General features: G+C 73.1%; 16 protein-coding genes. 12 read left to right on the top strand and 4 right to left on the bottom strand.

Annotation, left to right across the window (positions count from 1 at the left end):
• The first annotated feature begins 28 nt into the window (after positions 1 to 28).
• A complete protein-coding gene (locus N799_RS12120; RefSeq protein WP_052101521.1) occupies positions 29 to 1,957 on the top strand; it encodes a M61 family metallopeptidase in 1,929 nt (642 codons plus the stop codon).
• Here the strand turns inward: N799_RS12120 and N799_RS12115 are convergent.
• Positions 1,952 to 4,870, bottom strand: coding sequence for an EAL domain-containing protein (locus N799_RS12115; protein WP_238978948.1), 2,919 nt, complete (start codon positions 4,868 to 4,870; stop codon positions 1,952 to 1,954). The two genes, N799_RS12120 and N799_RS12115, sit on opposite strands and share 6 nt — an antisense overlap.
• A 205-nt stretch (positions 4,871 to 5,075) precedes the next feature.
• Positions 5,076 to 8,822 (bottom strand): indolepyruvate ferredoxin oxidoreductase family protein, encoded by a 3,747-nt coding sequence (locus tag N799_RS12110; protein ID WP_036212870.1) that lies wholly within the window; start codon positions 8,820 to 8,822, stop codon positions 5,076 to 5,078.
• Positions 8,823 to 8,985: 163 nt separating this feature from the next.
• Between N799_RS12110 and N799_RS12105 the strand changes: the two genes are divergently transcribed.
• From N799_RS12105 to N799_RS12065, 9 genes are all read left to right on the top strand, one after another.
• On the top strand, positions 8,986 to 9,627 hold the full coding sequence (locus N799_RS12105) for a tetratricopeptide repeat protein (protein WP_036212867.1): 642 nt from the start codon (positions 8,986 to 8,988) through the stop codon (positions 9,625 to 9,627).
• 129 nt (positions 9,628 to 9,756) lie between these two features.
• Positions 9,757 to 10,983, top strand: coding sequence for an EAL domain-containing response regulator (locus N799_RS12100; RefSeq protein ID WP_160279974.1), 1,227 nt, complete (start codon positions 9,757 to 9,759; stop codon positions 10,981 to 10,983).
• 4 nt (positions 10,984 to 10,987) lie between these two features.
• Positions 10,988 to 13,552 (top strand): sensor histidine kinase, encoded by a 2,565-nt coding sequence (locus tag N799_RS14470; RefSeq protein ID WP_152597955.1) that lies wholly within the window; start codon positions 10,988 to 10,990, stop codon positions 13,550 to 13,552.
• Positions 13,553 to 13,653: 101 nt separating this feature from the next.
• Positions 13,654 to 14,283, top strand: a complete 630-nt coding sequence (locus tag N799_RS12090) for a nucleotide-binding protein (protein WP_036212861.1) — start codon at positions 13,654 to 13,656, stop codon at positions 14,281 to 14,283.
• A gap of 27 nt (positions 14,284 to 14,310) precedes the next feature.
• Positions 14,311 to 14,787, top strand: a complete 477-nt coding sequence (locus tag N799_RS12085) for a SixA phosphatase family protein (protein WP_036212859.1) — start codon at positions 14,311 to 14,313, stop codon at positions 14,785 to 14,787.
• A gap of 89 nt (positions 14,788 to 14,876) precedes the next feature.
• Complete coding sequence (locus N799_RS12080; RefSeq protein WP_081975006.1) at positions 14,877 to 15,434, top strand: YceI family protein; 558 nt, start codon at positions 14,877 to 14,879, stop codon at positions 15,432 to 15,434.
• The gene (locus N799_RS12075; protein ID WP_036212857.1) at positions 15,431 to 17,347 is read left to right on the top strand and encodes a phospholipase D family protein; all 1,917 of its coding nucleotides are present in this window, start codon (positions 15,431 to 15,433) and stop codon (positions 17,345 to 17,347) included. The genes N799_RS12080 and N799_RS12075 overlap by 4 nt, the downstream gene beginning before the upstream one ends.
• 175 nt (positions 17,348 to 17,522) lie before the next feature.
• The gene (locus N799_RS12070) at positions 17,523 to 17,732 is read left to right on the top strand and encodes a hypothetical protein (RefSeq protein ID WP_036212854.1); all 210 of its coding nucleotides are present in this window, start codon (positions 17,523 to 17,525) and stop codon (positions 17,730 to 17,732) included.
• Between the two features lie 159 nt (positions 17,733 to 17,891).
• A complete protein-coding gene (locus N799_RS12065; protein WP_052101517.1) occupies positions 17,892 to 18,344 on the top strand; it encodes a hotdog fold thioesterase in 453 nt (150 codons plus the stop codon).
• A gap of 194 nt (positions 18,345 to 18,538) precedes the next feature.
• Here the strand turns inward: N799_RS12065 and N799_RS12060 are convergent, their stop codons facing one another.
• Positions 18,539 to 19,555 (bottom strand): YheT family hydrolase, encoded by a 1,017-nt coding sequence (locus tag N799_RS12060; RefSeq protein ID WP_036212883.1) that lies wholly within the window; start codon positions 19,553 to 19,555, stop codon positions 18,539 to 18,541.
• A 49-nt stretch (positions 19,556 to 19,604) separates the two neighbouring features.
• Positions 19,605 to 20,408: a lysophospholipid acyltransferase family protein gene (locus N799_RS12055; protein ID WP_036212852.1), complete on the bottom strand. Its 804-nt coding sequence runs from the start codon at positions 20,406 to 20,408 to the stop codon at positions 19,605 to 19,607.
• 79 nt (positions 20,409 to 20,487) lie between these two features.
• Between N799_RS12055 and N799_RS12050 the strand changes: the two genes are divergently transcribed.
• Positions 20,488 to 22,560, top strand: coding sequence for a tetratricopeptide repeat protein (locus tag N799_RS12050; RefSeq protein WP_036212849.1), 2,073 nt, complete (start codon positions 20,488 to 20,490; stop codon positions 22,558 to 22,560).
• Positions 22,561 to 22,699: 139 nt separating this feature from the next.
• Positions 22,700 to 23,335, top strand: a complete 636-nt coding sequence (locus N799_RS12045) for a YbhB/YbcL family Raf kinase inhibitor-like protein (protein WP_036212845.1) — start codon at positions 22,700 to 22,702, stop codon at positions 23,333 to 23,335.
• The last annotated feature ends 312 nt before the right edge of the window (positions 23,336 to 23,647 follow it).

The raw sequence follows: 23,647 nt of genomic DNA, 5'->3' as shown, positions 1-23,647 counted from the left end.
GGCCCGGTAGCCAAACCGGGGATCCTCAATGCCGTATCCGTTCCGTTCGCCCGTCCTGCTGCCGGCGCTGGTCGCCGCGCTGCTGCCGCTGTCGGCCGCGCTCGCGCAGGTGCCCGCCGCTCCCGTCGCCACGCCGGCACAGGCGCCGGCGTCCACGCCCTACCCGGGCACGCTGACGGTCGCGGTCGACGCCACCGACCTCGCGCGGCGGGTGCTGCGCGTGCGGCAGGCCATCCCGGTGCGGCCCGGCCCGCTGCGGCTGCTGTTCCCGAAGTGGATCCCCGGCAAGCACCGGCCGGACGGCCCGATCCACCGGCTGGCCGGGCTGACGGTGCACGGCAACGGCCAGCGCATCGACTGGACCCGCGACCCGACCGACGTCCATGCCTTCGACATCGAGGTGCCGGCCGGGGTCGCCACGCTCGACGTCGTCTTCGACATGCTGACTCCGACCGCGGCCAACCAGGGCCGCGTGGTGATGACCCGCGACATGCTCAACCTGGAGTGGGGCACGGTGGTGCTGTACCCGGCCGGCCACGCCGTCGACGGCATCGCCATCACCCCGACGCTGGAGCTGCCGGCCGGCTGGCAGGCGGGCACCGCGCTGGAGTTGCAGTCGCGCGCCGGCGACGTGCTGCACTACGGCACGGTCGACTTCGAAACCCTGCAGGACTCGCCGGTCTACGCCGGCCGCCATTTCCGCCGGATCGACCTCGACCCCGGTGCCGAGCGGCCGGTGATGCTCGACATCGTCGCCGACGCGCCGAAGTACCTGGAAGCGACCGACGAACAGATCGAGCCGCACCGCGAGCTGGTCGCGCAGGCCTACAAGCTGTTCGATTCGCAGCACTTCGACCACTACGACTTCCTGTTCTCGCTGTCGGACCGGATGGGCGGCAACGGGCTGGAGCACCACCGCTCCAGCGAGAACGGGGTCAAGCCGGGCTACTTCACCGAGTGGGAGGCCAGCGTCGCCGCGCGCGACCTGCTGCCGCACGAGTTCGTGCACTCCTGGAACGGCAAGTTCCGCCGCCCGGCCGGGCTGGCCACGCCGGACTTCCACACCCCGATGGTCGACAGCCTGTTGTGGGTCTACGAGGGCCAGACCCAGTACTGGGGCATGGTGCTGGCCGCGCGCTCCGGGCTGTGGGAGCAGCAGGACGCGCTCGACGCCTTGGCGCTGGTGGCCGCCACCTACGCCGACGACCGCCCCGGGCTGTCATGGCGCACCGTGCAGGACACCACCCACGACCCGATCATCGCCGCGCGCCGGCCGCAGCCCTACCGCAGCCACCAGCTCAGCGAGGACTACTACAACGCCGGCGCGCTGGTGTGGCTGGCGGTCGATGCGAAGCTGCGCGAACTCAGCAACGGCCGGCGCTCGCTGGACGACTTCGCCAGCGCGTTCTTCGGCGTGAACGACGGCAGCTGGGAGGTGGTGCCGTACCGGTTCGAGGACGTGGTCGCCGCGCTGGATGCGGTCGCCGCGCACGACTGGGCGGGCTTCCTGCGCAGCCGGCTCGACGCCCACGCGCCGCCGCTGGACGGGCTGGCCGCGAGCGGCTGGAAACTGGTCTACCGCGACAAGCCCAGCAGCTACCACAAGCGCCTGCTGGCCGCGCGCAGCACCGTCGACTACACCGCCTCGCTCGGCATGGCGGTCTCGAAGAAGGACGCCACGGTCGCGTCGGTGCGCTGGGATGGCCCCGCGTTCAACGCCGGCATCGCGCCGGGCAGCACCCTGCTGGCGGTCAACGGCTACGCGTTCGAGACCGCGCTGCTGGACGACGCGATCAAGGCCGCGCAGGCCGACGGCAGCCCGATCGAGCTGGTGATGAAGCACGGCGAGGTGGTGCGGACGGTGTCGATCGATTACCGCGGTGGGCCGCGCTATCCGCACCTGGAGCGCATCGACGGCGCGCGGGACCGGCTCGGCCGGATCCTCGCCCCGCTATAGCGCGGCGCTCCACCGCGCGGCCGGTGCCGGGCGGGCGAACAGGTAGCCCTGGCCGAACTCGCAACCCAGCCCGAGCAGCGCCTCGTGCTGGGCGCCGGTCTCGATCCCCTCGGCCACCACGTCCAGCCCGAGCGCCTTGGCCAGCGCCAGCACGGCGGCGATCACCGCCGCGCTGTCGGCGTGCTCGCCGAGCGCGGCGAGGAAGGTGCGGTCGATCTTGATCACCTTCAGCGGGAAGGTGTGCAGGTAGCTCAGCGACGAATAGCCGGTGCCGAAGTCGTCCAGCGCGACGCCGATGCCGGCCGCCTGCAGCCGCTGCAGGATCGCCCGCACGTGCTCCGGGTCCTCCAGCAGCGAACCCTCGGTGACCTCGATCTGCAGCCGCCGCGGAGGCAGGCCGGTGCGCGCCAGCAGTTCGAGCAGGCGCTCGTCGAAGTCCTCGCGGTGCAGGTGGCGCGGTGCGACGTTGATCGACAGGTAGGTGTGGTCCGGCAGCCGGGTGGCGTGGACGAAGCTGCGCTTGAAGATGCGCCAGTCGATCGACTCGATCAGGCCGCTGTCCTCGGCCACCTGCAGGAACTGGGCAGGGCCGAGCACGCCGCGCTGCGGGTGGTTCCAGCGCAGCAGCGCCTCGTGGCCGACCACCGCGCCGTCGGCGAGGCGCACGATCGGCTGCAGGTAGGGTTCGAGCTGGTCGAGCCGCATCGCGTCGCGCAGCTCGACCTCCAGCGCCAGCACGTCGATCGCGGTGCGCCGCAGCGAGTCGTCGAACAGCTGCCAGCGCTTCCGCCCCAGCGCCTTGGCCTGGTACAGCGCGACGTCGGCGTCGCGGACCAGCTCGTCGGCCTCGCGGTAGCGGGCGTCGCCGATCGCGATGCCGATGCTGGCCGACGGCTCCAGCCGGCGGTCGCCGACGTGCAGCGGCTCGGTCAGCAGGTCGAGCACGCGCTGGGCGACCGCGATGGCGGTGGCCGGCGCGCCATCGGCGTCCAGCCGCACGTCCTCCAGCAGGATCGCGAACTCGTCGCCGGACAGCCGCGCGACCAGGTCGGGCGCGCGCACGCTGGCCTGCAGCCGCCGCGCGACCTCGCGCAGGAAGTCGTCGCCGGCGAGGTGGCCGAGGCTGTCGTTGATGACCTTGAAGCGGTCGACGTCGAGGTACAGCAGCGCGCAACGCTGCGAGGGACCGGCCTGCAGGCGCGCCAGCGCGGCCTCGATGCGGTCGTGCATCTGGCCGCGGTTGGGCAGCCCGGTCAGGGCGTCGTGCATGACCTCGTGGCGCAGTTGCTCCTGCACGCGCTCGCGCTCGCGGATCTGCCGGCGCAGCTCCAGCGTGCGCTCGGCCACGCGCTCCTCCAGCTGCGCGTAGGCCTGTCGCTGGAACTGTGCGCTGCGCCGCCGGTGCAGGCTGTTGGCGATCTGCGAGGCGACGAAGCCGAGCAGCTCCTGGTCGGCCGGGCCGTAGACCACCGCCGGGTCGTAACTCTGCACCGCGACCAGCCCGATCGCGTCGGCGCCGGAGAACAGCGGCACCCCCAGCCAGCAGTGCGAGGCCGGGTACTGGTACTGCGATGCGGCAACCTCGCCGATCCGGACCAGTTCGTTCTCGCGCTCGAAGTCGCACAGCAGCGGCCGGCGGTGGCGGATCACGTACTCGCTGAGCCCGCGCGCCAACGGCCGGCCCTCGCGCTTGCGCTTGAGCTGGACGTCGACGTAGTAGGGGAACTCCAGCGAGGTGCCGTCCTCGGATACCAGCGCGATGAAGAAATTCTCGGCGTCCAGCAGCTGGCCGACGATGCCGTGGATGCTCGCGTAGAACTGCTCCTCGTCGCTGTCGTCGGTGGCCAGCTGGGCGATCTGGAACAGCGCCGCCTGCAGGCGCTCGGCGCGCTCGCGCTCGGCCACCTGCTGCTGCAGGCCGCGGTTGGCCTCGGCCAGTTCCTGGGTGCGCAGGGCGACGTTGCGTTCCAGCAGTTCGGTACCGCGCTTGCGCTCCAGCACGGCGAGGATGTGGCTGGCGACGAAGCCGAGCAGGGCCTGGTCGGCATCGCTGAAGCGCACGTCGTCGCGGTAGCTCTGCACCACCAGCGCGCCGACCGCCTGGCCGCCGCGCAGCATCGGCACGCCCAGCCAATCGGGGCTGTCGCTGCCGACGATCGTCAGCGGGCCGTCGACCTGCTCCCGGAGCCGGGCGTTGTCGCCGCGCAGCGGCCGGCCGTCGCGCAGCACGTACCAGGTGGCCGAGTGGCGCACCGCGTCCATCGGCATCCGCTGGAACGGCGCCTCGTCCTCGGTGTCGACGAAGTACAGCAGGTCGAGGGTGTCGTCGCCGGCGTCGCGCAGCACGATGAAGAAGTTCTCGGCGTACATCAGGGTGCCGACGATCGCGTGGATGCCGCGCAGCACCTCGGCCATGTCGCGGTCCGAGGCGGCCAGCTCGCTGATGTCGAACAGCGCGCGCTGGACCTGCTCGGAGCGCTCCAGCCGCGCGACCTCGCGCTCCAGCCCGGCCAGCTGCAGCAGCTTGTCGAGCCGGCGGTCGACGATCCGCAGCGGTGCGGCCAGCGCGGCGAGCACGGCGTCGCGGTCGAAGCCGGGGCCGGGATGCAGCACCAGCACCGCGGTGCTGGCCGGCAGCGGGATCGCCAGTTGCCGGTCATCCGGCGTGGCGGTCGGCACCGCGGCCAGCAGTGCGGTGTCGGCCAGCGACAGCACAGTCGCCGGCGGTGGCGGTGCGGGGTCGCGCCACGGACCGATCGCGCCGATCTCCCACAGCAGGCGGGCGTCGTCGACCCCCGGCAGCGAGCGGCCGATCCGGACCACGGCGTCGATCAGGTCGGCCGCGGCGTCGGCCTCCAGCAGCAGCTCGGCCCAGTTGGCCAGCATCGCCGCCCGGGGCACCCCCGTGGTCACGCCGGCCACCTCCGTCGCCGGGGCGGGTGGCCGACGGTGCGGTGGGTCGCGCTGCGGCAGTGGCGGGGTCGCGTGGGCATCAGCGGGAACCGGGGCGCTGGGGTTCGCGCACCCATCATATCGGCGTCGCGGCCGGGTTCTTCACCCGGCCGTGCCGCGGCGCGGATCACGTCGATCGCCCCGCGTCACCCCACCGGTGCGCGGCTCACGCGACCTGCACCAGCCGCAGCGGGTTGTCCCACTCGGCCAGCAGCTCGGCCTCGCGCGCCTTCGCCTTGTGCAGGTGCTCGTGCTTGACGTGGCCGTAGCCGCGGATGTGCTCGGGGATGCTGGCGATCCCGGCGGCGAGGTCGACGTTGCCGCGGTCGAGCCGGCCGAGCAGGCCGTCGATGGTGCGGAAATAGTCCTCGACCAGCCGGCGCTCCATCCTGCGCTCGGCGGTGTAGCCGAACACGTCGAACGCGGTGCCGCGCAGCCGGCGCAGCCTGGCCAGCAGCTTGAACGCGGTGAACACCCATGGCCCGAACTCGCGCTTGATGCCGCGGCCGTGCGCGTCCTTCTTCGCCAGCAGCGGCGGCGCGAGGTGGAACTTGAGCCGGTAATCGCCGTCGAACTGCTCCTGCACGCGGCGCATGAAGTCGCCACTGGTGTACAGCCGGGCGACCTCGTACTCGTCCTTGTAGGCCATCAGCTTGAACGCGTAGCGCGCGACCGCCTCGGCCAGGTCGCTGCTGCCCGGCGCCTTCGCGTGCTCGGCCTCGCGCACGCGGGCGACGAAGTCCGAGTAGCGGCGCGCGTAGGCGGCGTCCTGGTAGTCGGTCAGGAACGCGACCCGGCGCGCGATCACCTCGTCGAGCGAACGCGACAGGCGGGCGTCGTCGAGCGGCAGGAATTCGACGTTGTCGCCGCCGTGTTCGGGCACGTGGCGCAGCCCGTCCTGCGCGACCGTCGCGCGCGGCGCCGACGGGCTGCCGGACTCGTGGCCTTCCCATTCGCCGGCGCCGAGCATCGGCAGCGCGTGCGGAGTCGCCTCGGCCCGGGTCGGCGCGTTGCGCACCAGCCCGGCGGCCTCGGCCACCGCGGCCGGGTCGACCACCGCCAGCCGGCCCCAGGCGAACGCCGCCTTGTTCTTCTCGATCGCCGCGCCGTTGAGCTCGACCGCGCGCATGATCGACTCCAGCGACAGCGGCACCAGCCCCTGCTGCCAGGCGTGGCCGAGGATGAACAGGTTCGACATGATCGCGTCGCCGAGCAGCGCGGTCGCCAGCTGGGTGGCGTCCACGACATGGAGTTTGTCGAGGGCCTGTTCCTCGCCGCCGAGCGCCTTTCTTACCGCGTCGATGATGTCGCTGGCCGGGAACTGCATGTCCGGACGCGTGGTGAACGTGCCCGGCATCGCCTCGTAGCTGTTGAGCACCACGGTCGAACGCCCGCCGCGGACCTTCGACAGCGCCCAATAGTCGTTGACCACGACCATGTCGCAGCCCAGCACCAGGTCGGCCTCGCCCGCGGCGATGCGCACCGCGTGGATATCGGCCGGGGTGTTGGCGATGCGGATGTGGGTGGTGACCGCGCCGCCCTTCTGCGCGAGCCCGGTCTGGTCGAGCACGGTCGCGCCCTTGCCTTCGAGGTGCCCGGCCATACCGAGCAGCGCGCCGATGGTGACCACGCCGGTGCCGCCGACGCCGGTGATCAAAATGTTCCACGGCTTGTCGAGCGCCGGCAGGGTCGGCAGCGGCAGATTGGCGAGGAGATCCTTCTTGGCACTGCCTCCGCTCTTATTAGGCACGCCTTTCTTCAGCGCGCCGCCCTCGACCGTCACGAAGCTCGGGCAGAAGCCCTCGACGCAGCTGTAGTCCTTGTTGCAATTCGATTGATCAATCTCGCGCTTGCGGCCGAACTCGGTCTCCTTCGGCAGCACCGACACGCAGAACGACTTCTTGCCGCAGTCGCCGCAGCCTTCGCAGACCAGCGAGTTGACCATCACCCGCTTTTGCGGGTCGACCATCCTGCCGCGCTTGCGGCGGCGGCGCTTCTCGGTCGCGCAGGTCTGGTCGTAGATCAGCACCGAGGTGCCCCTGGTCTCGCGCAGGCGCTTCTGCACGTCGTCCAGGTGCTTGCGGTCCTCGAACTCGACGCCGTCGGGGAAGATCGAACGGTCGCTCCACTTGGCGATGTCGTCCGACACCACCACGATCGCCTGCACGCCTTCGCTGCGGACCTGGTGCGCGATCTGCGGCACCGACAGCTGGCCGTCGACCGGCTGCCCGCCGGTCATCGCGACCGCGTCGTTGTAGAGGATCTTGTAGGTGATGTTGACCCCGGCCGCGATCGCCTGGCGGATCGCCAGCGAACCGGAATGGAAGTAGGTGCCGTCGCCGAGGTTCTGGAACACGTGCGGGGTGTCGGTGAACGCCGCCTGCCCGGCCCAGGTGACGCCCTCGCCGCCCATGTGGGTGTAGGTGTCGGTGCTGCGGTCCATCCACGTGACCATGTAATGGCAGCCGATGCCGCCGAGCGCGCGCGAACCTTCCGGCACCACGGTCGAGGTGTTGTGCGGGCAGCCCGAGCAGTAGTGCGGCACGCGCGGGAACTGCGCGCGCGGCAGCGCCAGCTCGGCTTCCTTCTGCGCCATCCACTGCAACACGTTGTCCATGCGCTCGCTGGCGCCGGCATCGAGTGCGATGTTCTTCTGGATGCGCCGACCGATCACGCCGGCGATCGTCGCCGGGGTCAGCTCGCCGGTGCTCGGCAGGATCCACGCGCCGGACTCGTCGTACTTGCCGATGATGCTGGGGCGAGCGCCACCGAAGTCGGCATCGGTCCAGTTGTACATCGACTCCTTCATCTGGTTCTCGATGAAGGCGTGCTTCTCCTCCACCACCAGGATGTCGGACAGGCCGCGCACGAAGTTGCGCAGGCCGACCGGCTCCAGCGGCCAGGTCATGCCGACCTTGTAGACGCGGATGCCGAGGTCGGAGCAGGCGCGCTCGTCTAGGCCGAGGTACTCCAGCGCGGTCAGCACGTCGAGGTAGGACTTGCCGGTGGTGATGATGCCCAGCTTCGGCGCCGGCGAATCGATCACGATGCGGTCGATCCGGTTGGCCCGCGCGAACGCCTGCGCGGCCTTGACCGCGTAGCGGTGCAGGCGCATCTCCTGGTCCATCGGCGGGTCCGGCCAGCGGATGTTGAGGCCGCCGGGCGGCATCTCGAAGTCATCCGGCGTGACGATCTGCAAGGCCAGCGGATTGACGTCGACCGAGGCCGACGACTCGACCGTCTCGGCGATCGTCTTGAAGCCGATCCAGCGGCCGGTGTAGCGCGACATCGCCCAGCCGATCGCGCCCATGTCGAGGATGTCCTGCACCCCGGCCGGGTTGAGGATCGGCATCATCGCGCTGGTGAACTCGCCTTCCGAGCCGTGCGGCAGGGTCGAGCTGCGGCAGGCGTGGTCGTCGGCGGCCAGCGCCAGCACGCCGCCATGCGGCGAAGTGCCGGCGGCGTTGGCGTGCTTGAACACGTCGCCGCTGCGGTCCACGCCCGGACCCTTGCCGTACCACATGCCGAACACGCCCTGGTGCCTGGCGCCCGGGAACAGCTGGGTCTGCTGGGTGCCCCAGACCATCGTCGCGCCGAGGTCTTCGTTGAGGCCGGGGACGAACTTCACCCCGGCGCCTTCGAGGTGCTTCTTCGCCCGCCACAGTTCGAGGTCGAAACCGCCCAGCGGGCTGCCGCGGTAGCCGGAGATGAAGCCGGCGGTGTCGAGCCCGGCGGCCTGGTCGCGCAGGCGCTGCATCAGCGGCAGCCGCACCAGCGCCTGCACGCCCGACAGGTAGATCCGGCCGGACTCGCGGCTGTACTTGTGGTCGAGGCTGTAGTCGGGATCGACCACGGACGGGGTCAGGGCGGTGTTCGCCGAGGACGGCGAACTGAGTTCGGCGGTACTGGTCATGCGTGGCTCCGGCGCGGCCGGGGCCGCGGGGTGGCTGCGGGGGGAAAATGAACAGCCCGGCGGGTCGGAAACCGCCGGGCAAAGCCCCGGGAGTGTAGCAGCGGGCGCTGCAGCGCCGCCCGCCGGCGGGTACCATGGGCGGGCAATACAGGGGGAACCACCAATGCACGTCCGCAATCTCGTATTCGCCGCGCTCGCCTGCCTGGCCTGCGCCGGCCCCGCCTTCGCCCAGACCGCGCCGCTGCTGCCGACCTCGGAGTTCTACTTCGACCAGGACGCACGCACCACGCGGCCCATCGTGTCCCAGTCCGGCAGCGGCGACGCCCTCGTGCAGTCGCTGCTGAAGGCGATCCAGCGCAACCCGCGGGCCAAGGCCGACATCGCCCAGCTCGCCCACGTGGCGATGGCCGGCGGCCGCCCCGAGCTCGGCCACGAACTGTACGGCCGCGTGCTCGGCCAGATGGACTCCAACGACGGCCTGTACCGCGGCGTGCTGTGGAACTACGGCTGGGACCTCCACCGCGCCGGCGACGCCGCCGGGGCGCTGGCCAAGTGGGAGACCCTGCGGACCTCGCGCAACGTCAACGCCGACTGGATGCCGGCGACGTTCGCGCTGGTGCTGTGGTCGCTCGACCGCCACGACGAGGCGGTGCAGTGGTACGCCGCGGCGGTCCGCAGCGAGCCGGCCCGCTGGCGCGAAACCGGCCAGTACGCGGCACTGCTGCCGGACTGGCGCGAGGAGGACCGCGCCACCCTCGCCGAGGTCCAGCAGGCCTGGGCCGAAAACCCGCCCAAGTGGCCCTGAGCCACCGCGAACAGACCCGGCTCCGGCCGGGTTTTTTCATGCCTGCCGGCCGCGCCGGCGATGGCCGCCCCCGGCCCGTCGCCGCGTAGCCGTGTCCTGGCAACCCGTGTCCATGAGAATGGAGCTAGAGTGACCCGACCGGTCGGCCTGGGGGAGCGGATGTCGATGTCGGCACTGAGCGTGATGGTGGTCGAGGACCACGGCTTCCAGCGGCGGATGGCACTGCGGCTGCTGGACGAGCTTGGCGTCGGCACGGTCTGCGACGCCGCCGACGGCAGCTCCGCGCTGCAGCTGCTGGCCGCCCGCGACGAACCGCCCGACGTGGTGATGGTCGACCTCGACATGCCCGGCATGGACGGCATCGAGTTCATCGGTCACGTCGCCCAGCGGCACCTGGCGCGCGCGGTGCTGGTGGTCAGCGCGCTCGACCCGGCCCTGCTCAACACGGTGCAGACGATGGCCCGCGCCTACGGCCTGCGTGTGCTCGGCAGCGTCGAGAAGCCGCTGACCGCCGACAAGCTGGCTGCCGCGCTGGCCAGCTACGACGCGCTGCTGGGCGACGACGAGGACGACGAGCGGATCGAGATCAGCGCCACCACCATCCACGCCGCGCTCGCCCACGGCGAGATCCGGCCGTGGTTCCAGCCGCAGGTCGAGCTGGGCAACGGCAAGGTGGTCGCGGTCGAGGCGCTGGCGCGCTGGGTCCGGCCGGACGGCCAGGTGGTGCGGCCGGCGCACTTCATCGGCCTGCTCGAACGCGAAGGCCTGGCCGACCCGCTGGCCGACCTGATGCTGGAGCAAGCCTGCCAGTGGAAGCGGCAGTGGGACCTGCAGGGCCTGCGGCTGAACGTGTCGGTCAACATCTCGCCGGCGACGCTGGCCGACCCGACCGCGGCCGACCGCTACCAGCGCATCGTGCAGGCGCAGAACGTCGACCCCGGCGAGGTGGTGCTGGAGCTGACCGAAAGCTCGGTGATGGCCGACGCCGCGCGCGCGCTCGGCGTGCTGGCGCGGCTGCGGCTGAAGGGCTTCGGGCTGTCGATCGACGACTTCGGCACCGGCTACTCCTCGCTCGCGCAGCTCTCGCACATCCCGTTCACCGAGCTCAAGATCGACCAGGGCTTCGTCGCCGGCGCGTGGCAGCAGCCGCGCAAGCGCGCAGTGGTGGAGGCCAGCCTCGACCTCGCCCGCAAGCTCGGGCTGGAGGTGGTCGCCGAGGGCGTCGCCACGGTCGAGGACTGGCAGATGCTGGCCGACCTCGGCTGCAGCATGGCGCAGGGCTTCCTGATCGCCCCGCCGGTGGCGCCGGAGGACCTGCCGGCGGTGCTGGCGCAGTGGCGGCGGCCGGAGTCCTGAGCCGGTGCCGGCCGCGACCGCGACGGGCGGGACCGGAGGCTGGCGTGCGCGGTTGCGCCGGCTGAGCATCCGCCACCAGCTGTGGGCGCTGTTCGGGCTGTTCCTGCTGGCTGGCGCCACCGTGCTGGTGATCGACGAGATCGCCCAGTACCGCGCGCGGCAGTCGCTGCTGGCCCTCAAGGACGACTCGCTGCTGCGGATGCGCCGGCTCAAGGCGGTGTCCGACGCCTACGGGCTGGCGGTGGTCGACACCACGTTCCGGGTGCGCAACGCACTGATCGGCTGGGACGAGGGCGTGGCGGCGGTCGACGAGGCCCGCGCCGGCATCGACCGCGAGTGGCGCGCGCTGGCCGCGATGCCGCGCAGCGGCGACCAGCAGCGCCTGTTCGCCGAGGTCGCGGCCCACCGCGCGGTCGCCGATGCCGCGGTGGCGCGGCTGCGCGGGATCCTGCTGGCGCGCGACATCGGCGCGCTCGGCCGCTTCGCCGACACCGCGCTGTACCCCGCGATCGACCCGGTCACCGGCCGCATCCAGGCGCTGTCGGACCTGGCGATGGTCGAGGCCGACGCGCTGGTCCGCGCCGACCTCGCGCGCAACCGCCAGGTCAGCGTGCTGCGCATCGGGCTGTCGCTGCTGGCGCTGCTGCTGGTCGCGCTGATCGGCCGGACGGTGCTGCGCAACGCCTACCAGGGCGTCGAGGCGCTGACCTTCCTCGCCCGCCGCATGCGCGAGCACGACTACACCGCGATGCCGCGCCATGCGCCGCGCGGCGAGCTGGCGACGGTGATGGAGGCGTTCACCGAGATGCGCCGCGACGTGCTCGACTTCGAGACCGAACTGATCGACCAGCTCGCGCGCAACGAGGCCACGCTCGACGCCAACCGCCGGCTGCAGGACGAGCTGCGCGAAAGCGAGGCCCGCGCGCAGGCCGCCAACCACGCCAAGTCGGCGTTCCTGGCCTCGATGAGCCACGAGATCCGCACGCCGATGATCGGCGTCACCGGCATGATCGAGGTGCTCGCCCACACCCGGCTGGAGCCGGACCAGCGGCGCGCGCTGAACGTGATCCAGCAGTCCTCGCAGTCGCTGCTGCAGATCATCGGCGACATCCTCGACTTCTCGAAGATCGAGGCCGACCGGCTGGAGCTGGCGCCGGAACCGCTGCGGCTCGACGCGCTGGTGCGCGCGACCACCGCCAACTACGCCGGCGCCGCGTCGAGCAAGGGCCTCGGTCTCGATTGCACGATCGACCCGCGTGTCGCCCCGGCCTATCTCGGCGACCCGCTGCGGCTGCGCCAGGTGCTGTCGAACTTCCTGTCCAACGCGATCAAGTTCACCGCGCAGGGCGAGGTGCGGGTCGCGCTGGAGTGGCTCGGCGAGGCGGGGCCCGCGACCGACGGCACGCCGCGCGACCGGCTCGCGCTGCACGTCACCGACACCGGCATCGGCATCGCGCCGGAGGCGCAGGCGCGGCTGTTCCAGCCCTTCAGCCAGGGCGAGGACGACACCACCCGGCGCTTCGGCGGCACCGGCCTGGGGCTGGTGATCTGCGAGCGGCTGGCGCGGCTGATGGGCGGCGAGGTCACGATGGACAGCGCGCCGGGCCGCGGCACCACGATGCGGGTCGACGTGGTGCTGCCGCGCGCGGCGCTGGACGACGTGGCTGCCGAGCCGGCCGACGACGACGCCCCGGTGCCGTTCAGCGCGCGCGCGGTGCCCGACGTCGCCCGCGCCGAGCGCGAGCGCAGCCTCGTGCTGCTGGTCGACGACCACCCGACCAACCGGCTGGTGATCGCACGCCAGCTGGCCCTGGCCGGCTACGCCAGCGAGTCGGCCGAGGACGGCGCGGAGGCGCTGCAGCGCTGGCGCGGCGGTCGCTACGCGCTGCTGCTGTCGGACGTGCACATGCCGCGGCTCGACGGCTACCAGCTGGCCCGCGCGATCCGCAAAGAGGAGGCCCGCGACGTCCGCGTGCGCACCCCGATCGTCGCCCTGACCGCGTCGGCGCTGAAGGGCGAGGCCGAGCGCTGCCTCGGCGCCGGCATGGACGACTACCTCGCCAAGCCGGTGTCGGTACCGGTGCTGCAGGCCTGCCTGCAACGCTGGCTGCCGCATACCGCCGGCGCGGCGGCGGATGCCGACCCCGCCTCCGATGCCGACGAGACACCGGTTGCCGGAGATCCTGCCGGGAGCGGAGCGGTCGAAGCCGACATCCCGGCGGACGCCCGCGACGCCGCCCCGATACTCGACGGCCACACCCTGCAGGCGCTCACCGGCGGCGACCCGGCCGAGACCCGCGCCCTGCTCGCCGACTTCCTCGACAGCACCCGCCGCGACCTCGCCGAACTCGACCGGGTCCTCGTCCACGGCGACACCGTCGGCCTCGCCCGGCAGGCGCACAAGATCAAGGGCGCCGCGCGGCTGGTCGGCGCGACCGCCCTGGCCGACGCCGCCGCCGCGCTCGAAGCCGCCGCCCGCAGCGACACCCTCGACGACCCCGCCCCGCTGGCCAACGCCCTCCGCGACGCCGTCGCCCGGCTTCACGACCACGCCGCCAGCCAGGGCTGACACTGCACCGGCAGCTTGATCGCCCGCCCGCACGGCGCGGTGTACGCTGCGGCTTCAACTGCTCTTTCCACCGTTCTTGGCGCAACCTCACAGGGGACCGCATGAAGACCGTGCTCGTGGCCAGTTCGAAGGGTGGCGCCGGCAAGACCACCATCGCCACCCACCTTGCCGCGCACGCGGCGCTCGACGGACGCAATACCGTGCTGGTCGACGCCGACCCGCAGGGGTCCTCGACCCGCTGGGCCACGCGCCGCGCGGAGCTGGACAGCGCGGTGCTGCCGCTCGACGGCACCCGCGGCAAGGGCTGGCGCGCGCAGCTGCCCGACGGCACCGGGCAGGTGGTGGTCGACGCCGCCGCCGGCGCGATGGCCTCCGACCTCGCACCCTTCCTTGAAACCGCCGACGCGGTGGTGGTGCCGGTGCTGCCGTCGACCTTCGACATCGAGGCCAGCGTCGACTTCCTCGACACCCTCGCCCGCCACCCGCGGGTGCGCCGCGGCGAACTGCCGGTCGGGCTGGTCGCCAACCGCCTGCGGCCGTGGACCAACGCCTCGCAGGACGTGGTCGGGCTGCTGAAGCGCTGGCCCTACCCGCTGGTCGCGCAACTGCGCGACAGCCAGGCCTACGTGGTGCTGTGCGGGCTCGGCAAGAGCCTGTTCGACTACCATTCCGCGCACATCCGCGAGCACCAGGCCGACTGGCAGCCGCTGCTGCGCTGGCTCAAGCGCTGACCTTCTTCCCCCTGCGAGCCCACAGCCATGCGCGAACTGATCCTGCTCCGCCACGCCCACGCCGAACCGGCCCGCACCGGCCAGGCCGACCTGGACCGGCCGCTGTCGGCCGAAGGACTCGCCGAGGCCGAGGCCGCCGGCCGCTGGCTGGCCGCGCAGAAGCTGGTGCCCGACTGCGTGCTGTGCTCGCCGTCGCGGCGCACCCGCGAGACGCTGGAGGCGGTGCTCGGCGCGGTCGGCTACGTCGAGCAGCGGGTCGAGGATTCCATCTACGAGGCCAGTCCCGGTGCGCTGATCGCGCTGGCCGACAGCCACGTCGACGTCGAGCGGCTGCTGCTGGTCGGCCACAACCCCGGCATGGAACAGCTGGCGGCGCTGCTGCACAGCGGCCAGTCCGGCGACTACCGCGGCATGCCGCCGGCCGGCATCGCGGTGCTGTCGCTGCCGGCCGGGGTGCCGCTGGAACCGGGCATCGCCCAGCTCAGCGCCTTCTGGTGGCCGTGACGCCAGACCGGGGCTTGCGATTCAACGGACGGGTCGCGCGACGGGCAGCAGGGCTGGTTGTGGCCGCGGCGTGGGTGGCGTCCGCGGTCATGCCGGCCGCGGTCGCCGGCACCGCCATCCCCGCCCACGTACTGGCCCAGCTGGCCGCGCCGGTCGGCTTCGACCCGCTGCACACCCGTTTCGGCTTCGAGCTGCGCACGCGCTGGGGCCAGCGGGTGCAGGGCCACTTTCCGCAGCATGACGGCGCCGTGCACACGCTGCCCGACGGCCGCCTGCAGGTGCGGATCGTGCTGTCCACCGCCGCGGTCGAGGTGGAAGACTCCGACCGCTACGCCCGGCTTGCCCGCGGCGAGCGCTTCTTCGACGCCGCCCACCACCCGCTGATCGAGTTCGTCTCCGAGCCGCATGTCGCCGGGCTGGCCCACGACGGCGGCCGCCTGCGCGGGCGCCTGACGATGCACGGCACCAGCCGGATGGAGACCTTCACCGTGCTGCCGGCGACCTGCGCGCGGCCCGGCATCGACTGCGACGTGGTGGTGCACGGCGAGGTCTCGCGCGGCGACTACGGCCTCGACGGCTGGCGGCTCGCGCTGACCGACACGGTGCGCTTCGACATGCGCGTGCGGCTGCTGGACGACGGCCCGTGAGCCTGCACCGCCTCGCCGCCGCCGCGCTGGTCCTGCTGCTGTCGGCCTGCGCCACGCTGAGCCCGCAGGAGGCCGACCGCGCCGCCGCGATCGCCGCCGCCGCGCGGCCGGCCGTGCTCGACTGCGACGCCGCCGACGCCTGCGCGCAGCCCTCGCCGCTGCGCCAGCTGGCCGGCCGCGCGTTCGCCGAATCGACCCCGGAGCAGCCGCGCCACTACGCGCTGATCCTCGATCGCGGCACCGACGCGCTGCTCGCCCGGGTCAACCTGATCCGCAGCGCGACCACCGCGATCGACCTGCAGACCTACATCTTCGACGAGGACGACGCCGGCCGGCTGGTGCTCGACGAGCTGCTGGCGGCGGCCCGCCGCGGCGTGCGCGTGCGGCTGCTGATGGACCAGCTGTCGGCGCTGCAGAACGTGGCGACGCTGGCCGCGCTGGCCGGCGCCCACGAGAACTTCCGCGTGCGGCTGTACAACCCGGTGCTGCGTCGCGCCCGCATCAGCTACCCGCAGTACGTGGTCGCCGCCGCCTGCTGCTGGCGCCAGCTCAACCAGCGCATGCACACCAAGCTGCTGCTGGTCGACGGCGCGGTCGGCATCACCGGCGGGCGCAATTACCAGGACACCTATTACGACTGGGACGACGAGTACAACTTCCGCGACCGCGACCTGCTCGTCGCCGGGCCGGTCGCGCGGGTGATGGCGGCCGACTTCGAGACCTTCTGGACCGACCCGCGCAGCGTGCCGCCGGCGCGCCTGGTCGACGTCGGCCACGCATTGCTGGAGGGCGGCGTGCCGGTGCTGCCGCCGCACGTGTTCGAGCGCCCCGAGCGCGCCGCGGCGATGCGCGCCGACGCCGCCGACGCCGCGCTGGTGCGCGCGCGGCTGGCCGAGGCGGCGATCCCGGTCGGCGGGGTCCGCTACATCTCCGACACGCCCGAGAAGCACCACGGCGACCACCCGCTGCAGCTGGCGGTGGCGTCGGACTCGCTGCGCGGGCTGATCGAATCGGCCGACGAGCAGGTGCTGCTGCAGACGCCGTACCTGGTGCTGTCGGACGCCGCGCAGGACATGTTCGCGCAGCTGCACGAGCGGCCCGACGCACCGCGCATCATCGTCTCCACCAACAGCCTGGCGGCGACCGACGCGTTCATCGCCTACGCGCTGTCGTACAAGTACAAGCGCCGCTACCTGCGCGAGTTCGGCTTCAACATCTACGAGTACAAGCCGTTCCCGGCCGACGCGCCGGTGGACCTGGCGGCGACCGGCGCGTTCCTGCCCGACTACGAGCCCGAGCCGGAACCGCCGCCGACGCGCCCGCCCGACCGCGACAGCGTGCTGCGCAGCGCGCGCTACCGCCAGCCGCTGGGCTCGGAGTACGGCGCCACCCGCTACCTGCGGCGCCGGGCCAACGAGCCGGTGCCGCTCAAGCGCGCCGGCGTGCGCATCGGCATGCACGCCAAGTCGCTGGTGATCGACGACCGCATCGGCGTGGTCGGCACCCACAACTTCGACCCGCGCGGCGACCGCTACAACACCGAGAGCGCGGTGGTGATCGAGGATCCGGAATTCGCCGCGGCGCTCGAGGCCAGCATCCGGCGCGACATCAGCCCGGCCAATTCGTGGGTGATCGCGCCGCGCGACAAGGCGCCGGTGCTGTGGGGGCTGGAGTACTCGCTGGCGAAGGCGTCCGAGTACCTGCCGATCTTCGACCTGTGGCCGGTGCGCTACGCGACCAGCTACGAGTACGTGCCGGGGCCGGCGTGCCCCGAGCCGCTGCCGCCGGACCACCCGCGCTTCCGCGAGTGCTACCGGCCGGTGGGCGACTTCCCCGAGGTCAACCCGGCGCTGAAGGGGTTGCCGACGCGGCTGTTCACCGCGTTCGGGGCGGGGCTGGCGCCGATCCTGTAGCGCCCGCGGCAGCTGCGGGGCGCTGGTACCGGGGCGCGGGAAGCCCCGAACCGGGCAATTCAAAGGCATGTCATCGGTGGGGTGACTTCCGGCCCATGGCGCTGGCGACTAGGTGTTGTACTTTACCAACACACCGATTCACCGACACGCCTCCCCCGACCGCAAGGACACCGCCATGAACGCTTCCAACGCCCGCCGCTCCAGCGACAACACCAACCGCCCGACTCCGTCGACCCGTCCGTACGCGCCGGTCGCCTACTCCGCCGGCAACAGCCGCCACCGCGAGCGCGACTTCGGCGTCGGCTACGGCTCCAGCAGCGGCTACGCCACCACGCGCAGCTACACCACCGGCAACAACGGCCCGCGCCTGTTCCGTTGCGTCTGACCGCCACGGCCGCCCGCCGCCCCCGGGCACGGCGCGCCAGCCCTTCCCCGACCGCCCGGTCCCCGCTTCCCCTGCCCCCGGCACCGCCCGGCTGACGCCTCCCCCGTCGGCCGCCGGTACCGGGGTTTTCTCTGCGCCGGCGTCGGCTATCGTGGCCGGATGGATAGCGCCCCCGACACCGCCCCGCCCGCCTCCCCGTTCCGCCGCCAGTCCAGCGTCGAACGCCTCAACGCGCTGTCCCGCGGCACCGCGATGGAGCCGCTGGGGATCGTCTTCACCGAGATCGGCCCCGACTACGTGCGCGGCACCATGCCGGTCGACGAGCGCACCCGCCAGCCCTACGGCCTGCTGCACGGCGGCGCCTCGGTGCTGCTGGCCGAGACCCTCGGCAGCAGCGCCGGCAACCTCTGCGTACCCGAGGGCAAGCTGTGCGTCGGGCTGGAGATCAACGCCAACCACGTCCGCGGGGTCCGTGGCGGCACTGTCACCGGCACCGCCCGCCCGCTCCACATCGGCGGCCGCACCCAGGTCTGGGAGATCCGGATCGAGGACGACGCCGGCCGCCTGGCCTGCATCTCGCGGCTGACCCTGGCGGTGGTCAGCGCCGGCTGAGCGGCGGCGGCTGAACACCGCCGGCCGCGCTGTCGCGACCACCCGGCTTCGTAGGAGCGACGTGAGTCGCGACCCACTGACAATCCGATTGCTCCCCGCTCAACGCGAACCATCGGTCGCGCGGATGCGGGCGTCACCGGGCCGGTCGATCCGTCGCGCCCTCCATGGTCAGTGGGTCGCGACTCACGTCGCTCCTACAACCGCCCCGTCGCTTCCGGGCCGCCGCCCTCCACCGCATCCGCCAGCCGCTGCGCGATCCAGCGCTCGGCGAAGCCGTCGAACCGGGCGTTCTCGACGAACCCGCAGTGGCCGCCCAGCGGCGACACCTCCAGCCGCGCCGTCGCCGGCAGCCGCAGCGCGTGGAAGTCCGCGACCGGGATCACCGGGTCGTCGGCGGCGGTGAGGATGCTGGCCGGCACCTGCAGCGCGGCGAGCCGGTCGCCGGCGATCGCGTAGCCGTCGAAATACCGCTCCAGCGTGCCGAAGTCGGTGTGGCGCTCGACCAGCCACTGGGTCAGCGGCCGCATCCGCTGGCCGAGCACGCGGTCGTCGAAGTCGTGCCGCTGCGGGAACAGCGCGCGCTTGCGCTGCAGCGAGCGCCGCCACTTGTGCTCGAAATGCCAGGCGTACACCGGCAACCCGCGCTCCATCGCGTCCATCGTCCGGGCCGGGTCGAGCACCGGGCAGACCGCGGCGACATGCGCCAGCGGCAGCCCCGCGGCCGGCGCACGCAGGGCGAGGCGCAGCGCGAAATTGCCCCCCAGCGAGTACCCGGCCAGCACCAGCGGCCGCCGCGCGAAACGGCGGGCGACGTCGACCGCCGCGTGCACCACCTCGTCGATCCGGCAGGAGTGGAAGATCTCCTCGTTGAGGTGGTGGCTGTCGTCGTGGTCGCGGAAGTTGAGCCGGAACACCTCGAAGCCGCGCGCCAGCAGTTGCGCCGCGGTCAGCCGCATGTAGCTGGAATCGACGCTGCCCTCCCAGCCGTGCAGCAGCAGCGCCAGCCCGCGCGACGGCCGGTCCGGCACGACGCTGTGCAGGCCGGTCAGGCGCACGCCGTCGCCGCCGTCGACCAGGTGCCCGGTGGTGATGGCGCCGGTCGCCAGCAGGTCGCGCTCGCCGCGGCGGCGGCGCAGGTTGCTCGAACCCAGCGCGGTCTGCAGGTGGGGGTTGCGCAGCCAGCGCGGGGGGCGGAACCCGGCGGCGGTCAGCGGGGTGGCCGCGCCTGCCGCGGCGTCGACGGAACCGGACGCGGCCACTTCAGCCCGCCATCGCCCCGGCGATGCGGCTGCGCGCGAGCTCGGCGATGCGGCGGCGGCCCTCGACCTCGGCCGGCGGGATCGGTTCGAGGAAGTGCACCTCGCCGACCCGGGCCGGCTCGCCGAGCAGGCGCAGGAAGTTGCCGAGGAAGCTCTCGCCGCGCTGGAACGCGACGATCCGCTGCGCCGAGCAGTGCTCGCCGTAGCACAGCGCGACCGGCTGCACCGGCACCCCGGCCTCGACCGCGGCCAGGAAGATCCGCGCATGGAACGCGCCCAGCTCGCCGCCGCCGCGGGTGCCGCCCTCGGGGAACACCCCGACCGCGTGGCCATTGCGCAGCCGGCCGAGCATCTCGTGCAGCACCCCGCCGAGCGACTCGGTGCTGCCGCGGGCGTGGAAGATCGTCTGCGCGCGCGTCGCCATCCAGCCGACCAGCGGCCAGTCGCGGATCTCGCGCTTGGCGACGAAGCCCATCATCCGCTGGCTGTGCAGCGCGGTGATGTCGATCCAGCTGACGTGGTTGGCGACGAACATCGCCGCGCCCGGCAGCGGCGTGCCGACCCGCCGCATGCGGAAGCCGAACACCCGCATCAGCCCGTTCGACCAGCCACGGATCAGGCGGTGCTCGAGCGGCTCGCCGCCGACCCGCAGGTCCTTGGTCAGCGGCGTGATCAGCAGCAGCACCAGCGGCAGGTCGACCAGCACGTGCCACAGCAGCATCGGCACCCGCACCAGGTAGCGCGCCGCACGCGCCAGGGGTTGGCGGCGAGGCGCGGTGGCGACGTCGGGGCGGGGCGCGTTCATCGTCGCGATGATACCGAACGGACGGCCGCGGACGGCCCGCCGCTACAATGGCCGGTCGCCCATCCGCACGAGTTCCAGCATGTACGAACCGATCATCGACGCCCTGCGCCGCGGCGCCGCCGACGAAGCCCTCGCCGCCGCCCGCGAGGCCGTCGCCGCGCAGCCGCAGGACCCGGCCGCGCACCGGTTGCTGGCCGCGGCCCAGCGCCTGTCCGGCGACGAAGCCGGCGCACTGGCCACGGTCGACCACGCGCTGTCGCTCGCGCCCGACGACGCCAACCTGCACCTGGACCGCGCCGGCATGCTGCTGGGCCGCCGCCAGCTCGACGCCGCCCAGGCCGCGCTGGCCAGGAGCATCGGGCTGGACCCGAACCAGTTCCCGGCCTACATCGTGCAGGCGCAGCTGGCGATCGGCCGCGGCGAGCTCGACGAAGCCGAGCGGCTGACCCGCACCGCCGCCCGGCTGGCGCCGGAGCACCCGCAGATCGCCGCGCTCGAAGGCACCCTGGCCCTGCGCCGCGGCGACGCCGACCGCGCGCTGGCGATCCTCGCCCGCGCCGCCGAGCGCTACCCGGACGAACCGACCCTGCGCCATGCGCTCGGCTTCGCCTACCTCGCCAAGGGCCACCTGGCCTTCGCCGAGCAGGCCTTCCGCCGCCTGCGCGAGGCCCAGCCCGACTCGCTGCCGCTGCGCGCGCTGGTGGCCGACCTGCTGCGCCGCCAGGGCCGCCCGGCCGAGGCCGCCGACGAACTGGCGACGCTGGCCGACGCCCACAACGCCAGCCCCGGCCTGCGCCGGCTGGTCGGCGAGATGGAGCTGGAAGCCGGCCGCCACGAGCGCGCCCGCGACCTGCTGCTGGCCTCGCTGCGCGCCGAGCCGCGCGACCGCCGCACGGTGCTGGCGCTGGCCGAGGCCTGGCGCCGGCTGCAGGCCAGCGACGAGGCCCGCGCCACGCTCGACGAACTGCTCGCCGCGCACCCGCGGCAGCCCGACCTGTGGCGCGCGCGGCTGCTGTTCGAGGAGTTCGCCAGCCCCGCCGCGCGCGAGGTGGTGCAGCGCTGGCAGGCGGCGATGCCCGACTACGTGCCGGCGCTGGAAGCGGCGATGACCATCCACGACGTCGCCGGCGAGGCCGACGACGCCGAGGCGGTCGCCCGCCGCATCACCGCGCTGGCGCCGGGCCACACCAGCGGCGAACTGCGCATCATCGACGCCGAGCTCAAGCGCGACCCCGATGCCGCGATCGCGCACGTCGAGCGCCTGCTGGCGCGCGCCGAAACCGAACCGGCCCGGCGCAACCTGCGCCAGCTGCTCGGCCGCACCCTCGACGTGGCAGGCCAGCCCGGGGCCGCCGCCGCGATCTGGGCCGAACTGCACGCCGAGGTGGTCGACCAGCGCCTGCCGCTGCCGCCGGTCTCGGCCCTGCCCGGCGACTGGCCCGCGGCCGCCACGCTCGACCAGCCCGCCCCGGCGGTGCTGCTGCTGTGGGGCGCACCGGGCTCGCTGGTCGAGCGGCTGGCGGCCGTGCTCGACGGCAACGGCGCCCCGCTGCGCGGCGACCGCTTCGGCCCGAACCCGCCGCACGACCTGTTCCAGCGCTACGACACCATCACCGCGCTGGCCGACGGCAGCGCCGACCCGGCCGCGCTGGTCGAGCAGTGGCGCGCCGCCCTGCCGGCGCGCGGCATCAACGACGGCCTGGTGTTCGACTGGCTGCTGTGGTGGGACAACGCCGCGCTGCTGGCGCTGCGCCCGCACCTGCCGCAGGCCAGCCTGCTGGTGGCGGTACGCGACCCGCGCGACATGCTGCTGGACTGGCTGGCGTTCGGCTCGCCGGCGCCGTTCGCGCTGGCGTCGCCCGAGGCCGGCGCGCACTGGCTGGCGAAGGTGCTCGACCAGGTCGCCGACCTGCACGAGGGCAACCTGGTCCCGCACCGCCTGCTGCGGATGGACGACATCGCCAACGACCCGGCCGGCATCACCCAGGCGCTGGCCGACAACCTCGGCATCAGCCTGCGCGGCGTGCCGGTGTCGCGCTTCGGCGGCAGCCGCTTCGCCGCCGGCCACTGGCGCGCGTTCGCCGAGCCGCTGAAGGACGCCTTCGCCGTGCTGGAACCGGTCGCCCGGCGGCTGGGCTACGCCGCCGACTGAGGACGGGCGGGCAATGACGCCGACGGGGCGCCGCGTGCGTCCCGTCGGCGTGCCACGGGGCGGAACGGGCCGGCGCGTGCACCGGCACCCCGACCGCGCCGTCTGGCAGACTCGTCGGCGGTCCCGACGGAGTCCCGACATGCGCATCCACAGCGACAGTTTCGACCACCGCGGCGCGATCCCGCCCGGCTTCGCCCTCGGCGTGCGCGATGGCGACGCGGTCGGCTTCGGCCGCAACCGCAACCCGCAGCTGGGCTGGGACGACGTGCCCGCCGGCACCCGCTCGTTCGCCCTGCTGTGCATCGACGCCGACGCCCCGACCGTCGCCGGAATGGTCGGCAAGGACGGCGTGCAGATCCCGGTCGACCAGCCGCGTGCCGACTTCTGCCACTGGGCGATGGTCGACATCCCCGCCGACGTCCGCGGGATCCCGGCCGGCAGCGCCAGCGACGGCGTCACCGCGCACGGCAAGCGCGACCCGGCCGGCCCCGCCGGCGCGCGCCAGGGGCTGAACGACTACACCGGCTGGTTCGCCGGCGACGATGCCCTGGCCGGCGACTGGTTCGGCTACGACGGCCCGTTCCCGCCGCCCAACGACCTGCGCCCGCACCGCTACTTCTTCCGCCTGTTCGCCCTCGACGTCGAGCGTCTCGACGTCCCCGACCGCTTCACCGCCGCCGACGTCCAGCGCGCGATGCACGGCCACGTGCTGGCCGAGGCGCTGGTGCAGGGCCACTACAGCCTGCATCCGGATCGCCCCGCGCCGGTGGCGTAGCGCGCGATCGGGCGCGTCGCGTCGCGCGGCGTGGCGTGGCGTCGAGTCATGCGGGTTCGCGCGGGGTCGCACTGGAGCGGGCCGGAGCGGACCGGACCGCGCGCCGCACCGGGTCTTTCGCCGTTCCGTTTCCTGCTCCCGGTAGGAGCGACGTAAGTCGCGACCCGCCGACAGCCGGTTTCGCGTCGAACGCCGGCAACCGCGACTCCAACCCGTTCGCGACTCACGTCGCTCCTACCGGCGGACGCAGGCTCCCTGGCTGCCCGCGAATGCACCAGCTTCCGTAGGAGCAACTGTCTTCTTCAGATCGGC

Source organism: Lysobacter arseniciresistens ZS79 (assembly GCF_000768335.1).
GTDB lineage: Bacteria > Pseudomonadota > Gammaproteobacteria > Xanthomonadales > Xanthomonadaceae > Novilysobacter > Novilysobacter arseniciresistens.
This window is presented reverse-complemented; position numbering and strand designations above follow the sequence as displayed.